Annotated in this window: 14 protein-coding genes, 1 tRNA gene and 1 pseudogene; 8 read left to right on the forward strand and 8 right to left on the reverse strand. The window is 63.1% G+C overall.

Features of this window, described 5'->3' with window-relative positions; genetic code table 11:
* Nucleotides 1-83: 83 nt before the first annotated feature.
* A complete protein-coding gene (locus BN2156_RS30880; RefSeq protein WP_090513807.1) occupies nt 84-233 on the forward strand; it encodes a hypothetical protein in 150 nt (49 codons plus the stop codon).
* Nucleotides 234-303: 70 nt separating this feature from the next.
* Here BN2156_RS30880 and BN2156_RS11865 read toward each other — a convergent pair whose 3' ends face one another.
* Both BN2156_RS11865 and BN2156_RS11870 read right to left on the reverse strand, forming a co-directional pair.
* A complete protein-coding gene (locus BN2156_RS11865; protein ID WP_090513810.1) occupies nt 304-1,050 on the reverse strand; it encodes an SDR family oxidoreductase in 747 nt (248 codons plus the stop codon).
* Nucleotides 1,051-1,163: 113 nt separating this feature from the next.
* Complete coding sequence (locus BN2156_RS11870; RefSeq protein ID WP_090513813.1) at nt 1,164-2,609, reverse strand: DHA2 family efflux MFS transporter permease subunit; 1,446 nt, start codon at nt 2,607-2,609, stop codon at nt 1,164-1,166.
* A 176-nt stretch (nt 2,610-2,785) separates the two neighbouring features.
* Here BN2156_RS11870 and BN2156_RS11875 point away from each other — a divergent pair, with 176 nt between their 5' ends.
* The 4 genes from BN2156_RS11875 to BN2156_RS11890 all read left to right on the forward strand — a co-directional run bounded on the left by BN2156_RS11875 (nt 2,786) and on the right by BN2156_RS11890 (nt 7,619).
* On the forward strand, nt 2,786-3,835 hold the full coding sequence (locus BN2156_RS11875; protein ID WP_159402832.1) for a class I SAM-dependent methyltransferase: 1,050 nt from the start codon (nt 2,786-2,788) through the stop codon (nt 3,833-3,835).
* 217 nt (nt 3,836-4,052) lie between these two features.
* The gene (locus BN2156_RS11880) at nt 4,053-4,667 is read left to right on the forward strand and encodes an RsiV family protein (protein ID WP_090513819.1); all 615 of its coding nucleotides are present in this window, start codon (nt 4,053-4,055) and stop codon (nt 4,665-4,667) included.
* A 1,131-nt stretch (nt 4,668-5,798) separates the two neighbouring features.
* Nucleotides 5,799-6,047, forward strand: a complete 249-nt coding sequence (locus tag BN2156_RS30695; protein ID WP_159402834.1) for a hypothetical protein — start codon at nt 5,799-5,801, stop codon at nt 6,045-6,047.
* A gap of 294 nt (nt 6,048-6,341) precedes the next feature.
* Nucleotides 6,342-7,619, forward strand: coding sequence for an IS256 family transposase (locus BN2156_RS11890; RefSeq protein ID WP_090515806.1), 1,278 nt, complete (start codon nt 6,342-6,344; stop codon nt 7,617-7,619).
* Nucleotides 7,620-7,666: 47 nt separating this feature from the next.
* On the opposite strand, the gene BN2156_RS30550 is transcribed toward BN2156_RS11890, so the two are convergent.
* Both BN2156_RS30550 and BN2156_RS11900 read right to left on the reverse strand, forming a co-directional pair.
* Nucleotides 7,667-8,569, reverse strand: a complete 903-nt coding sequence (locus tag BN2156_RS30550) for a hypothetical protein (RefSeq protein ID WP_131725160.1) — start codon at nt 8,567-8,569, stop codon at nt 7,667-7,669.
* A gap of 24 nt (nt 8,570-8,593) precedes the next feature.
* Nucleotides 8,594-10,597, reverse strand: a complete 2,004-nt coding sequence (locus BN2156_RS11900) for a TPR repeat domain-containing protein (protein WP_131725161.1) — start codon at nt 10,595-10,597, stop codon at nt 8,594-8,596.
* A 104-nt stretch (nt 10,598-10,701) separates the two neighbouring features.
* Here BN2156_RS11900 and BN2156_RS30555 point away from each other — a divergent pair, with 104 nt between their 5' ends.
* Both BN2156_RS30555 and BN2156_RS11910 read left to right on the forward strand, forming a co-directional pair.
* Nucleotides 10,702-10,896 (forward strand): hypothetical protein, encoded by a 195-nt coding sequence (locus BN2156_RS30555; protein WP_131725162.1) that lies wholly within the window; start codon nt 10,702-10,704, stop codon nt 10,894-10,896.
* A 470-nt stretch (nt 10,897-11,366) separates the two neighbouring features.
* Nucleotides 11,367-11,924: a hypothetical protein gene (locus BN2156_RS11910; protein WP_162839217.1), complete on the forward strand. Its 558-nt coding sequence runs from the start codon at nt 11,367-11,369 to the stop codon at nt 11,922-11,924.
* Nucleotides 11,925-12,051: 127 nt separating this feature from the next.
* On the opposite strand, the gene BN2156_RS11915 is transcribed toward BN2156_RS11910, so the two are convergent.
* Entirely contained in the window at nt 12,052-12,645 is a 594-nt protein-coding gene (locus BN2156_RS11915) for a hypothetical protein (RefSeq protein WP_090513830.1), read from the reverse strand.
* A gap of 194 nt (nt 12,646-12,839) precedes the next feature.
* Between BN2156_RS11915 and BN2156_RS31520 the strand changes: the two are divergent.
* Nucleotides 12,840-13,127: pseudogene (locus BN2156_RS31520) on the forward strand (zinc ribbon domain-containing protein); the annotation flags it as partial.
* A 159-nt stretch (nt 13,128-13,286) separates the two neighbouring features.
* Here the strand turns inward: BN2156_RS31520 and BN2156_RS31360 are convergent.
* The 3 genes from BN2156_RS31360 to BN2156_RS11930 all read right to left on the reverse strand — a co-directional run bounded on the left by BN2156_RS31360 (nt 13,287) and on the right by BN2156_RS11930 (nt 15,273).
* Nucleotides 13,287-13,415, reverse strand: a complete 129-nt coding sequence (locus BN2156_RS31360; RefSeq protein WP_264035438.1) for a hypothetical protein — start codon at nt 13,413-13,415, stop codon at nt 13,287-13,289.
* Nucleotides 13,416-13,716: 301 nt separating this feature from the next.
* Nucleotides 13,717-13,793: transfer RNA gene (locus tag BN2156_RS11925), tRNA-Met, on the reverse strand.
* 91 nt (nt 13,794-13,884) lie between these two features.
* The gene (locus BN2156_RS11930) at nt 13,885-15,273 is read right to left on the reverse strand and encodes an FAD-binding oxidoreductase (protein WP_090513833.1); all 1,389 of its coding nucleotides are present in this window, start codon (nt 15,271-15,273) and stop codon (nt 13,885-13,887) included.
* Between the last annotated feature and the right edge of the window lie 3 nt (nt 15,274-15,276).

A 15,276-nucleotide genomic window follows, 5' to 3' on the forward strand; every position in this document is an offset into this window, starting at 1 on the left:
TGTCCTTTTCTTCGGGCGATCCCCGATGTGGATGTCAGAAAACGAGTACCCGTGATCCGGGGCACTTTTGAGGAGTGAGAAGTATGTCGTTCGCACAATTCCGTGCAAACCAGAAGCGCGCCAACATGCGGCGCCGCCTCTACGCGCGGATCAACGAACTGCCCAACTCATCGGTCCGCGAAGAGCTGATCGCAGTGGTCCAGCGGCACGAGCTTCAGGATGCACAGCACTGAAACATCGATTCCGCTTACAGAGCCGGTGGCCCTAAGGCCCCGGCTCTGTCGCCTTTTCGGGCCGGAATCGTCAGCCGCGGCCGAAGTAGGGCATCGCCCGCGCCATCACGGTCAGTGACGGGACCGACACCTCCAGCGGCAGATCGACCAGGTGCTCGATGGCGCGGGCCACGTGCTCGACGTCGAAAGTCGGCTCCGCCGCGAGACTTCCGTCGGCCTGCAGGGTCTGATGGCTGAAACCGGCGGTCATATCCGTGGCGGCATTGCCGATGTCGATCTGGGTGACGCAGATGTCGATATCGCGCAAATCCAACAACATTGACGCGGTCAGCCCGCTCATCGCGTGTTTGGTGACGGTGTAGGCCAGGCTGTTCGGGCGGGGGCGGTGCGCGGAGATCGATCCGTTATTGATGATCCGACCGCCCCTGGGCAACTGGGCAGCCATGACACGTGCGGCTTCTCTGGCGCAGAACACCGCGCCGTCCACATTGGTGCGCCATGTCGAGTGCCACTGTTCATCGTCGATATCGGCGATCGACGCCGACGGACCGAACACGCCGGCGTTGTTGAACAGCACGTCGACCCGTCCGAAGGTGGACACCGTATCGGCGAACAACGCCCGCACCGAGGCGGAATCCGTGACGTCGGCCGGGAAGACGCGGGCGTTCGGGTGACCGTCGGCGACAGCCACCAGAGGTTCATTGCGGCGACCCGACAGCACCACCCGATGACCGGCGTCCAACAGGACCCGGGCCGTGGCGCGGCCGATGCCGCTGCCCGCGCCGGTGACGATCACGACTTTCTGCACGGGTTCGATTGTGCCCGAGCTCAGTGGGGTTGAACTCGTGTGTCGAGTGCACTTTCACCATCGGCCGCGGTGCCGGCGCCACGCACGCGTAGTGCCCTACCCGACTGCACTGGCGCCACGGGCTAATGCGTCGGCGTACCGCCGGCGGGAGTCGGGCGCGGCGCGGTGAAGAACGCCATGACCACGGCGATCACGCTGATCACCGCGGCCGCCGTGAACGCCGCATGCACCCCGGGCAGATCCGGGGCCCCACCCGATTGCGACGCCTTCGTCATCACCGTCACGAACAATGCGGTCCCCGCGGCACCGCCGACCTGTTGCAGCGTGGTCAAGATGGCGCTGCCATGTGAGTAGAGCCGGTCGGGCAGGACCCCGAGCGCGTCGGTCATCAACGGGGTGAACATCATCGACAAACCCACCATCATGATCGTCTGCAGCACAACGAGTTCCCAGACCGGCGAGGCCGCCGACAGCAGCGTGAATCCCCACAGCGATACGCACAGCAGCACCGACCCGGGCACGACGAGGACCCGGGCGCCGTGCCGGTCGTAGGCCCGCCCGACGAGCGGCCCGGCCACACCCATCAGCAGACCGCCCGGCAGTGTGGCCAGGCCGGCGACCAACGCGCTCTGCTTCAGCACGTCCTGGACATACAGCGGCACCATGATGATCGCGCCGAACAGTCCCATGAAACCGAGGACCACCAGGCCCAGCGACACCGAGAACCGCCGGTAGGCGAACGGCCGCAGGTCGAGGAACGCGCGGTTGCGTCGTTGCAGCTGTATCTGCCGTGCGCCGAAGATCACCATCGCCACCGCACCGACCGTCATCGGCAGCCACGCCGGCATCGACTGCTGCCCATGTGCGGACTCCCCCATCAGCGACAGGCCGAACACCAAGCCCGCGAACGCCACCGCCGACAGCGGTACCGAGACGGGATCGATCGGCGTCGGTTCCTCCCGCTCATCGTCGACCCGCAGCCAGGCCAGACCGGCGCTGAGCGCCACCAGCGCGATGGGCAGCACGATCCAGAACATCCAGCGCCAGTCGAGTGAACCCAGAATGAAGCCCGACAAGGTCGGGCCGATCGCCGGTGCGACGGCTATGACGATCGAGATGGTCCCCATCATCTGCCCGCGCCGATCGGCCGGGATCAACATCATGACCGTCGTCATCAGCAGCGGCATCATCACGGCGGTGCCGCACGCCTGCACAATGCGCCCGACCAGCAGCACGGTGAATCCCGGTGCCAGCGCGGCGATCAAGGTGCCGGCGCAGAAAAACGTCATCGACGCCAGGAAGATGCCGCGCACCGGGAAGCGCTGTAGCAGCGAACCGGACATCGGGATGACGACCGCCATCGTCAACAGGAAGCCACTGGTCAGCCATTGCGCCGTGCTGGCGGAGATGTCCAGGTCGACGATCAGGGCCGGTAGCGCAACGCTCATGATCGTCTCGTTGAGGATCATCACGAACGCCGAGGCAACCAGCAACGCGATGATGACGTTGGCACTCGACTGGGCACGCGGTCGCGTCGCGATCTCCCCCGTGCTCGGGCCCGTTGTCATTACCACTCCCCTGTCTCCCCCGAGACGTCGTTTACGCAGCCACCCAGGGTAGGTGGGATACCCGACGCGAGGGAAACCGGTTTTTGCCACGACGACGGCACCAAAAATTGACGCAGGAAGAAATTGAGTAGTGCACTACTGCATACGTCGCGATGGCGGTGCGAAACGATCAGGCAATGACGATCATCGACGCGGCACCACACCTCGGCAGTGCGATCCCCTCATTCCCCATGTCCGCCAACGGAATGCCACATCCGCTTGCCCTGACCACAGCGAACTTCAAGGCTGCGATGTCAACCGCCGACCGACTGATCATCGACGGTAGTGCCACGAATGACGAGGTGCGGGACCGAGTTATCGCCGCCTGCGATGCCCTTTCCGACCAGATCCGCATCCACTTGCGGGAAGGCACTCCCGACGCCGACGAGTTGGGCGCCTTTGTGCACCGGGAGACGTACCCGTACCTGGGGTTGAGCACTCTGGTCGATCGCTCCTACACCAAGCCACGGGGCTACGCCGGTGACTATCTGACGTTGCAGATGGTGTACGACGACCAACCGGACGGGGTACGCCGACTCGGTCCCTTTATCGACCGGTGGTTTCTCGGAATACCCGCCTCTCGCGCGGTCAAGAACCGCCGGCAGCTCTTGCGCAGCATCATCATCGACGCCGCACGGGCCTGTGACGGAAGGCCGGCTGCCATCACGAGTCTGGCTTGCGGGCCGGCCCGCGAGATCTTCGACGTCTTCGCCGAGCCCGACCATCCGGACATCGTTGCCACCGGCCTGGACATCGACGACCAGGCGCTGGCCTATGCCGAAGGCATCGCGGACAGCGCCGGTGCGACCGAACGAGTTACGTTCGTACAAGCCAACGTCGTCAAACTGGCCCTCGGCCGTCAAACACTCGAATTGAGCGATCAGGATCTGGTGTATTCGATCGGCCTCATCGACTACCTGGCCGATCATCTCGTGGTGAAGCTCCTCGACTGGGTCTATCATCGCCTCCGCCCCGGTGGCCGAGCGATCGTCGGAAACTTCGACATCGGCAATCCCGACCGGGCGTTCATGGACCACCTGCTGGACTGGAAACTCATCCACCGGTCACCGCAAGACCTGGTCGGTCTGTTCGCACAGTCGGAGTTCGGGGATGCGCCGGTGCAAGTGCGGCGCGAAGCCACCGGAATCAACTTGTTCGCCTCGGCCCACCGGCCGGGCGGCGATTGAGATACCCAATCGTGGTTCGCAGGCTCAGACGCAGGATTAAGGTCGAAAAATGACTGGGTCAACCGTGATTCGTCGCCTGACATCAGCGGTGGTAGTCGTGTCGATGATCGGATTTGGGACAGCATGTAATTCGCGCGATTCGGGCAGCGGGACCCGTCCGGAATCGACCACGACGGCCGGCGCCGTAACAACAAGCTCAGCAGCGCCTGCCCAGGCCGTGCCGTTCACAGGGTTCGTCGAAACCCTCGACGGCACAAAAGGAATCGTCACCTACAAGGTGGAGCTTCCGCAGCTCAAGGGCGGAACCGCCGCAGTCCGCGACAAGTTCAACGCTTCGGTGCGCGCTGCCCTCGACGACCATCTAGAGCCCACCGAGGATGGCCTTCCGGTCACCGTCGCGTCGGGGGCACTGCCCGAGGACGAGCGCAGCAGGGTGTCCCACATCGGCAGCGGTGTGGTGGCCGGCGTGCTGCTGCTCAACATCTACGTCGAGCATGCGGCGCATCCGTTCAACACGGTCTCCACGACGGTGATCGACACTCACACCGCGGCGCCGATCATGATCACCGATCTGTTCAACGACCAGAACGCCGGCCTGAACACCATGGTCGAGGCCATCAGGGCCGAGATGGCCGACGAGGACAAGCTGGCCAACCAGCCCCCACCGGAACCGGTCGCCGATCAGCTCGCCAACTGGTTGCCCGACGACGACGGCCTGGTGTTCTACGTACCGGTCGCCCACGTGCTCGGCGACTACTACCCCGTGGCCGTGGGCTGGGACGCCATAGCCGGCGTGCTCGCGCCAGGGATGCAGGACAAGCTGACGACGTAGGTGTACACGCCAGCCGGTCGCCGATCTCCAGGCCGGCAAGCGGCGAGGTGCCGTCGAAGATGACTTTGCCCCACTCGCGCACAGTGCAATGCAGCGTGCCCGCCAGGAACTCATGGTCGGTGTCGATGTTGCGGCGCTGCGCCGGAAGCGGTACGGGCAGCACGTGCGGTGAGCCTGCCGCGCCGCGCCCGTCCAGTTCCACCAGGAACTGTGGTGTGCGAGCGCTGATTCGCCAATGCCAGGTATCCCGGTCGAAGTGATGGTCCACCAGCGCCGGAGGGGTGAGGCGCAGCACGCGCGAGCCGAGCCGGACCACCACACCACCACCCGGCCCGACGCCGCGTCGGTCAGCCGCCAGAACCAGCCCTCCATCTCGGTGCCATGGGAGGGCAGCGGATCACCGAACGGCACGCCGGCACCCGTGCGGCGATACAGCGCGACGAGTTCTCGGCCAGGCCAGGTGAGGGCTTCCACGGCATCCATGCCGCCCTGATACCCAGTTCGGGGGACGGGGATGCACTCCCGAACGCAGGTTTGGAACATGCGCCACCCGGGGTACGAGCAGGCAGCGCGGCGCCACAGCGGCGCCCCAGACCGAGAGAGGCCGGTGCGGTGATTCCTTTTATCTGCCCAAGCTGCGGCAAGCTCGACATCGACTCCCCCGACTGCTCGTCCTGTGCGCGCAGCGACCACGAGATACATGACGCCGCCTGAGGGGTGAGCGCACCGAGGATCACGGCATGAAAATGGCCCCCGGAGATAATCTCCGAGGGCCATTTCCTCTTGGTAGCCCTGGGACGGTTCAGTCCGAACACATTGTTTGACAGTCGTGCAACATGAGGTTCCTGGGACTCGCCAGTCGTCTCGGTTCGTCTCCCCGTCTCCGAAGCGACGGCGGATCACCGCCCAGCTGCGAACGGCTGTCGTGGAGGCATACGAGTCCGGTTGCACGAGTCGGGAAGTCGCGGAAGAGCTCAATATTGGCCGTAGCACGGTCCTGAAGATCTTGAAGCAGGCGGGCGCAACCGTTCGCCCGCAGGGCCAGAAGTACTGACTCCAGCCACTCCCGTGCTCTCGCAAGAACCGTTCGCCACGCAGGAGACAACATGGACACGCCGCATAGCCGTTGTCATGGCGAGCGGCCCAAAACCAGCAGAGGAGCCGGCCCTGCTGGCAACAGTTCAAGCGGGTTGCTACTTCCGCTTGCTCTTGGCCTGGGCCAGTGCACTGGCTGCGACCGACTTCGTCTTCGCAGACGACTTCGGATTGCTCAAGAGTGCCGAAGCCTTCTTTGCAACTTTCGCGCTCGTAACCCTGGTGCTGCTCGATTTAGCCATAGTCTTTTCCTCCTTTCCTTGCCACTGCATGGCCTTAGCTTGAGCACATCGTCGGGCTTCCCCTCCATACAATGCGCGAGCCCCGCAGGCATCGACCGGCTCACGAAGCCTGTAGCGCCATACCGACAGGGTTGTTGCAGAGGCTCCAACAACCCCAACCCTGAGTGCACCCAGAGCATTTCAGTATGGGGCCTCCGGTTACTGACGTTACGGACGCTATCAACGACACGCCGCCCTTTCGCTACACAAGTTCGCTGATCTGTCTGGCAGGGACTGTGGATTTAACGGTGTTTCTGGCCTGACACGCTGAGCGATGCTCGGCGGGGAAGGTGCCGTGATGACGACACTGGATGATGTGGCGAAGAAGAAGGCCGATGCGTCGGCTGAAGCACAAGCCGCTGCGGAGTTGGTGCGGCTGGCCCAGGAACAGGGCATGTCTCTGACCGGCCCTGGTGGGCTACTCAAACACCTCACCAAGGCGGTGCTCGAGACCGCCCTCAACGAGGAGATGACCGAGCACCTCGGCTATGAGAAGCACGACCCGGCAGGTGCCGGGACGGGCAATATCCGCAATGGCACCCGCACCAAGACGGTGTTGACCGATACCACCGGCGCCGTGGATCTGGACGTGCCGCGCGACCGCGAGTCGACGTTCGAGCCGCAGATCGTCAAGAAGCGTCAACGCCGACTGACCGGCGTTGATGAGGTGGTGCTGTCGCTGTATGCCAAAGGCCTGACTACCGGGGAGATTTCGGCGCACTTCGCCGAAATCTACGGGGCTTCGGTGTCCAAGGAGGCGATCAGCCGGATCACCGACAAGGTGATCGAAGAGATGAACGACTGGGCTGTCCGTCCGTTGGACGAAACCTACGCGGCGATCTTCATCGATGCCATCGTGGTGAAGGTCCGCGACGGCCAGGTCGCTAACCGGCCGTTCTACGCCGCGATCGGGGTCACGCTGGCCGGCGAGCGTGACGTCCTCGGGCTCTGGGCCGGCACCGGTGGTGAGGGGGCAAAGTTCTGGATGAGCGTGCTGACCGATCTGCGCAACCGCGGCATCAAGGACGCATTCTTCGTGGTCTGCGACGGGCTCAAGGGCCTGCCCGAAGTGGTCAGCAACGTATGGCCGCAGGCGATCGTGCAGACGTGCATTATTCATTTGATCCGCAACACTTTTCGGCTCACCTCCCGCAAGTACTGGGATGAGATCAAGCGGGACGTCAAACCGATCTACACCGCGGTCAACGCCGCCGCCGCCCGGGCCGCGTTCGACGATCTGACCGAGAAATGGGGCCAGCGGTATCCGGCGGTGATCCGGTTGTGGGACAACGCCTGGACGGAGTTCATTCCGTTCCTGGACTACGACGTGGAGATCCGCCGAGTCATCTGTTCGACGAACGCCATCGAATCGCTCAATGCCCGCTACCGTCGAGCGATCAAAGCCCGCGGACATTTCCCCTCCGAGCAGGCCGCGCTCAAGTGTCTGTACTTGGTGACGCGTTCCCTGGACCCCACCGGGGTCGGCAGAGCACGATGGGTGATGCGGTGGAAGCCGGCGCTCAACGCGTTTGCGATCACGTTCGGCGACCGATTCCCGGCAGCCGAAACCTACTGATGGAAACCGCCGGAAACACCGTTAACGAGATAGCCCCCACTCCGCGACTAGGTTGGGTTATCGGGCCATCCGGGTACCGCTGGGTCTGCTTGGGGTGGGGTGTCGAGCACACTCATGAGGATTTGCGCTCGCTCATCGACGTTATGGGGCATCGTGTCGCGGCACTGCTGTCGTCGCTGGACATAGTCTGGATCGCGCGGCGTGTGGGTAGTGTTTTTGAGGCTGCCCCAGTAGTTGCCTTGTGAGGCGCCGGTGATCTTCCAGTTGCCGAACACATCACCGATCGGTGCGGGACTCTTGCCCTCTTGGAGTTGCGTAGTTTTATCCCCGGCGTCGCCGTTCTTGAACTCGATCCGCCAGAGGGTTACCGCGGCCTCTTCGCGCTTCTGCACATCATTTTTTCCACCCGGATAGTCCAGCACTGACGCGTACTTTCCAGAATGTCCAATGGCCGGATGAAATATGTTGTACTTACCGTCGCATACGTAGGCGAGATAGCCGTCTGCGAGTGGGGAGAGTTCCAGAACATGGAAGTACTCGTTGCCGAAGAAAGGTCCGTCGCCGAAATTGATGTCTTTGTCGATCGCGGGCATGAGCCATTTCAACTCAAAGGGCAATTCGCCCCATTGCACATGCTCGTCATAGCCGGCCCGCGGGTCGGGGAGGTCCGGGATAGCCCGCTGAAACCCCGGGTAGGTATTGGCTGATGACTTAGTCATAAATGCAGTCCGAAAAGACTCAAGGTAAGCGCGCACCGGAATCGCGGGGCCGGTAAGCAGATCGATACCGGGTTGTGCTGTCCACTGGAATCGGAAGCCGTTCAAGTCGTTCGGCCAGTTCGGGTACATGGTTTTTACGGCCGGGGCGGCAGAAGGTGATTCTTTGTGGTCGGAACATCCCGCGAGTACGCAAACCGCGGCGGCGGTGACGGCAAGTGTTTTCCTGACCATTCGTATCATCATGCGTGTGCTCAACTACTGACCAGCCTTGGGAGGATCATGCGGAAGGGTCCCCTGGTAGGCAACTTCCGCTTTGGTGAGGTCTCCCGTAACCCTATCGCCAAGGTATTGCTCGACCTTGTTTCGCACATCACCCTCCATATCGGCTTCGTATGCCTCGTAGGTTGGGAAGCCGTTCGGAAAGATGCCCTTGTCACCGTAGTCGCTTTTGTACAACTGTTCGGCGATTTGGTAGAGATTCGGTCCTGACTGTTGTAGCGGAATATGTGGAGCGTCGGGGGCTTTCGGCGCGTCACCGCCTCCGAACATGTCTTGTAAGATGCCGTCCGCTCCGGGCACTTTACCGACGGCGTCGAGCGCATCGCTGACGTGGGGGACGGAGCCGCCGATTGTGGTGATGGCCTCCCATCGTGCTTCCTTCTGCTCATGCTCCAGTTGGGCTTGGGCGTATTCGTTGGCAGCTTGTTGTACGTTGCTTTCGCTCACTGCCACATCGTTTAGCCCTTGAAGCCGACCGTCCGCCCTGAGAGCATCGACATCAGGGGTGTCGTGATTGGCCAGTGAGTTGACATAGTCCTGCTGGAGCCCGAAATGATGCCCTTCTACCGCGCCTTTGAGCGTCGAAGCGGCGACGGGATCGGAATTGAGGGTACTCAGCAGGTCACGCGTCTTAGGCATGTTTGCATCACCCCTGTCAACCAGGTTGCCGTTCTCGTCCGTCGTAGTTTCCAAATTGCCGAATCCGTGGGTGTTGTCCCAATCATGTTTCATCATGTCATCCAGGAACGGCGCATTCGCCTCGGCAAGCGCCTGTACGAGTTCTGGATGAGCATTTCCGAATGTTTGGTTGCCTTGCACGTCTGGTGTCCCAACCTCCCCCGGGGCCATGGGTACCCGGTCCAACATATTGGTGAATTCTGTGGGGTGGTCGACGATGTATTTGTCGAAGGCGAACACGGTTTCTCCGGCCCTGGTGGCGGCATCGAGTTGCGTTTGATCCAGCGCGACCGGCGCCAATCCTTGAACCAAGGTGGCGGCTGCCGCTCCACCGTCGTCCCATTGGTGCCGAAGTGCGTTGCTGATGAACTCATTGTTGGGTGACTTGCCGTCGGCCCCGGCAACCAGGTCGTGCACGGCCCACTTATCCCGCCCGGCCGCAGCCAACATGTCCTTGAGCGCAAGATCTGCCGAATGCTCCCACCCTTGCTTGAACGTCCCGGCCGGTGCGCCCTTGAGCAGCTCTTCGGTTTGCTTCAACACCGAGCGGTCCAGATCGGTGCCGTGCATGAATTCCGGGCTGCCCTTCATCATGATCGCGGCGAGGTCTTGACGGTCGCCAACGTGAATGTTGCCCCGATCCGCGGGAAGCCCCGCCGCAACATCTTTGATGCCGGTCGGCAGCCGGTCCAGTCCGCCCTTCCAGTCTGCGCCAGCGGCCTTGATCTTCGGGTCGGACAGCATCTGGAGACCGTTCATCAGATCCCGGCTCGCGCCCGGATTGGTCTTGTCCAGGTTGTCCATCATGGCGCGGGTCTGCTGAATATTCATGCCGTCCATCGAGCGGGCCAGCGAATGTAGATACTCCAGCTGACTGGCCGGCAGCACCAGGTCACCGCGTGCCAGCGCGTGCAACTGCTCGGGCGTCAGTGCCGTGTTTTCCTTCAACCGCGCCAACTCTTCGGGCGTCAGCTGGCCGTCGCGCACGGATTGCCCGTCTCCGGAGCCCTGTTCGGCCGGGGTTTGTGGATCGCCACCGGCCGCAGCGGCCATTACCCGCCCCAGATCGCCGTCGGCTTCGGTCGCCGCCGCCAGCATCGCCACGATACGGTCCTCTAGCTCGGCGAGCTTGTTGTTCAGATTCTGGATATCGTCGTCGTCCCACCCGGTGGTGTCGGGCTTGGTCACGGTGTTGGTCTCTAAGTTGATCGGGACGGCCGGCTGCTGTGCGGCATAGTCGACGATGGCTTTGAGGTCGTTCTTGACGGTGCGCACATCCTGGGCGGATTTCTTGGTCGCCAATGATGTCAGGAAGTCATTCTGCGCTGAGGTCTCCAGCGTGGCGGCCGACTTCTCGATGGCGTGTTTGGCGGCGTCGCCCGCGTCGCCCTCCCACTCGCCATATCGTGCAGACCACGCAAGTCCTGGGCGGTCTGCCCGCCAGTGCGTGCGCGTTCGGCGAGGGCGTTGCCAACCTCATCGATCTGGTCAGGCTGCCACTGATCAATATCAGCCATCGACAGGGTCATGACTATTACAGCTTCATGGCCGCAGCGGCGGCTTGGACATCAGAAGCCTCGTTGTTGTCGGTGGCGCCGTAGCTGGCAACGGCCGACCGATAACCTTCGGCGTGCCCGATCAGCTCGGTGTAGCGCGCGGCCGATTCGTCTTCCCACTTACCGGTCGCCGTTGTCAGTGCAGTTCCGCTGGTCCCGATCCACCCCGTTTTAGCAGCGGTGATGCGGTCATGAACCGCGCCATGGGCGGCCCGCAGCCCCCTCGGCCGCGGCCTCAATCTTCTCAGCGGCCGCCTGTACAGACGGCAAATCAACCTTCAGCTCGTTCGACATCGCCAATCCCCCAAACCCACAAGCTCGATACGCGCCAGTTTGCTGACAAAATCTACCATTGCCGCACCCACGCCGACGGCGGCAAATTCTGCCGCATGCAAGGGACTTTCAGGGAGGAAAGCTGGATCCGGATTGCACCGGGGAGTTGCCAGTCGGAGTGTCTGGCCGTTGGAGGTGATCTTGTACCCGCGTAGCTCTAATGGCCGTGGCAGCATGATCGCGTGAAAAGTCCCCATGCGGTGCTGCGGCTGCTCCACGCGATGCGGGACCGTGAAGCGGTCAATCTGGCCAGGACCGGGGAGTTCGGGGTCGCGGTAGGCGAGGTGTGCGAGGAACTCATCCGCCGCACACAGGTGATCGCCGACCAGTACCCCAACGACGAAGCCATGACCTTGCGGCTCATCAATGAGATGCCCGCCGTCGCCGATGCACTCGCAGCGCTCGTGAACACCGCGCATGCCCTGAGCGAGGCGAGAAGGGAAGGCGCCGATGCCGTTCACGCCCGGCGCGAGCCGCTGCTGAAATTCGTTCAACGCGTGGAATCGGAGGGCTTCGAAGTCGCCAACGACTGGACTCTTACCGACACCCGCGCCTGGCTACCGCCCGATGCCGCCGAACCCGACCTTCTTGTGCAGCGCGAGGCCGAGACAATCGCCCGCGCCGAACGCGCAACGGCATACCACGAGCGCCTCACGCGCATGGCCGCCGCGTTCGGCCACACTCACGACGAGTACACCCAACGGGTCCGCAACCTCATCAGCACCGTCCTTGACGGATAGACAACACACATCGAGACCCGGCTTACCGCACGGCACAACGCGCTTCGCGTGGAGCTCTCTTCGGCACCATGCGATTTGAACCGCTGCTGGCCAAGCCCGGCAGCCATTCGCACTGCTGCGAGCGGGCTCACCGTGCATTGTTGACGACATCGCGAGACGCATATCGCTGCCGCGGCTCTAGCAGTTCGACGTCTCCCACGAACTTCGCCACCAGCGTGTCGTAGCCGGCGCGAACGTCGAGCATGCTGTCGCCCTCGACCGGTTGATCCTCCCCCAGGGTGAACATTGACTCCCACTCAGGGCGCCAGGCTTCACCGGCGGCCTGGCGCCGCCGTATGCACCCGCTCTGGATCCGGGCGTCCCTGCCCCAGCCACCATGGGTCGCGAAGCACAACTGCATGAACCTGTTGTAAGCCGTTTCCGTGTCCGTGCTGAACAACGGCGCGACAGGGTAGAACAGGCGGTCGAGATTCCGTTTGAGCGCTATCACCTCTGGAGGCGTCAGTTCCTTCCACCGCCCTACGAATGTCAGGTAACACATCAGGTCGTTCAGCATCGGCGCGATCTGACCGAAGTACTGCAGCCTTGCCTTGATGAGTTCCTGATTCCGCCATTGGCTGGCGTCGTACTCTTTGAGGCGCTTGTTCAGCTTGTATCCGATCGCCGCCACCACAATTGGCACCGACACCGCCGAGACTGCCTGGATGAGTTGTACGACCACATCTCCTCCTCGGAACACCGACGAACAACCATCGATCTTGCCGCTGAACTGAACCGGCTGACACGCGTATCCGACTACCTGAATCGCGAGGACAGGGCCTATGCCGATTGCCTGGCTGCACACCCTCGTGGACGGCGCATTCGGCAACCTCAGTCCCCTGCTTGGAAGCTTCGCTGCTGCCGGGCAGAACATTGGTGCGACCACCTGGAGCTTGCCGTTGCCTGGCCACCCGCGCAGTCCATCGCAAAAAACGAAAGGCACGTACTGAGCGCACAAGACAGGCAGGGCACTACCAGTCGGCCGACCCCCACTACCTGAAAGGCAGCCTGTATTGCGGACATTGCGGTGACATGCTCGGCGTCGAGATCGTGAGAAACGGCAAGGGAACCCTCAATCCGTACTTCTACTGCCTCGGCAGGAAAACACGCAGGACACCGTGCCACTTCAGAGCACTGTCTATTTCTGCCGTCGAGAGGCTAGTCGAAGACCACTGGGCGACTCGCGAGCTTCCAGATTCACTCCGGGCAGCCATTCGCAAGGATGTCATCGAATACTTGGATGTGCTGCTTCCGATGCGAGACAAACGCGTGCGCGCGGCAGAACGTCAGGTCAAACGGCTCACCAACGAACGCGATGCAGTTCTACGCGCCCACTACGCCGGAGCAGTACCGCTCGACCAGCTTCGTGCCGAACAGGACCGAATCAGTACCGAGCTTGCCAATGCACAACGCGAACTCAATCAACACCAGCTCACACGCAATCAGCTCCACGAGTCCCTCGATAGCGCTCTGAGCTTGCTAACTGCCTCTCACAGCCTCTACACGAAGGGGCGAGCCCCAGAGCGCCGATGGATGAACCAAGCACTGTTTCAACGGCTGTACATTCACGACGACACGATCGACGCGCAGTTGACCGATCTATTCGAACGCCTACTTGCGCCGGAGCTCAAGGAACTGCTGGATGAAGAACTCACCAGCGCAAAGGCACGACCAAGTGCGCTAACCCCCATAACGTCGAAAAGTTCGAACTTGCGCCCCCATTATCAGGACACAAGTTCGAACTTTCGAACTTTGGTAGCGGGGACAGGATTCGAACCTGCGACCTCTGGGTTATGAGCCCAGCGAGCTACCGAGCTGCTCCACCCCGCGTTGCGAATACAAGGTTACCGGGGCCTTACGTAGAGCTCCAAATCGGGTGCTCAGAGGCGTTTCTGGCCCGAAAACGACCGGCAGATCGAGCTCAGGAACGCACCACCTGCCCGCACCGGAACACCCCGGCCGGGTCGTGCCGCTCCCCCAGCGCGGACAGCCAGTGCCGGGTCTCGTCGTCGTAGACCCGCACGGCCCGCCCAGCGTCCTCCGACGGGGCGAAATTGGCGATCTGGCCCCCGCTGGACCACTGCGACAGCGCCACGATGAGCGCGCCGGCCTGCGGCACCACCAGATCGGCGACGGGAGGCGCCAGGACCCCGATCACGGCCACTGCGAAAGCGGCGTCGCGATGGCAGAACGCGCTGCGGTGTTGCCCCTCACGCGCCAAAGCACCACCGAGCATGCGGACCTCTACGATCGTCTGCACCGAACCGGAGTCCGGCCCGGCCGCGCCCAGCAGCACCTCGACGGTCTCGGCGGTCAATTCCCGTAGCAGCGTGTGGTGTTCGTAGATGGGCATCGGATCGACCGGATCGGCATGCACCGCACCGATGGCGGCATACGGCATCACCGCGACGGTGTCGAGGACCGGCACGGCAACCGCACGCATCGGTACCAGCCGGCGTTCAGCCTCGGCGAAGTCTCCAACGGCCACGTAGCGCACCGCGACCGTGAACCGGCCGGCCAGTGGTTCGGGAACCCCGGGCAGTGGTGGAAGCTGTTGCAGCGCGATCGAAGTCGAGATGGACTCAGGCAGATCGGCGCACCAACGAGCCCACTCACGGAGCACCACGGCGGCATCCGCGCCGTCGAAATACAGCGCGCCACCATAGAACTCGGCGATCGGCAACAGATCGATCTCGACCGTCGTGACAATGCCCAGCGTCGACTTGCCACCGCGCAGTCCCCAGAACAGTTCCGCGTTCTCCTCCGGCGTCGCGCGCAGCAGCTCCCCTGCGCCGGTGACCAATTCGAAGGACCGCACATGGTCCGACGACAACCCGACGGTGCGCACCAGCGGTCCGATTCCTCCGCCAGTGAGGTATCCCACGACACCGACTGACGGTGAGGATCCACACAATCCGGCCAGGCCGTGCGGAGCCGCGGCGTCGAGCACGTGCTGCCACGTCGCCCCGGCCGCCACCCTTGCGGTGCGGGCCACCGGGTCGACGGTGACGTTCGTCATGCCGGAAGTCACCACCAGGATGGTGTCGGAGGCGACCGACAGCGCGCCGTGGCCGGTGGCTTGGACACTCACGCGGTAGCCACGAGCCGCGGCGTAGCCGACCGTGTTGGCGATGTCGTAGGCCGTCGTCGCCAACACGACCGCGGCAGGCTCCACGGTGGCCGCCACGTTCCACGGGGCGGCCCGCTCGTAGCCGGCCTCCCCCGGCAGTGCGACAGGGGCGGCGACGTGGGCACGTAGCCCCTCCAGCGCGTCGTCCAGGCCCTCGTGCGCAAGGTCGGTCAGGGTCATCGG

Origin of the sequence: Mycolicibacterium neworleansense, assembly GCF_001245615.1 — a bacterium.
Lineage (GTDB): Bacteria > Actinomycetota > Actinomycetes > Mycobacteriales > Mycobacteriaceae > Mycobacterium > Mycobacterium neworleansense.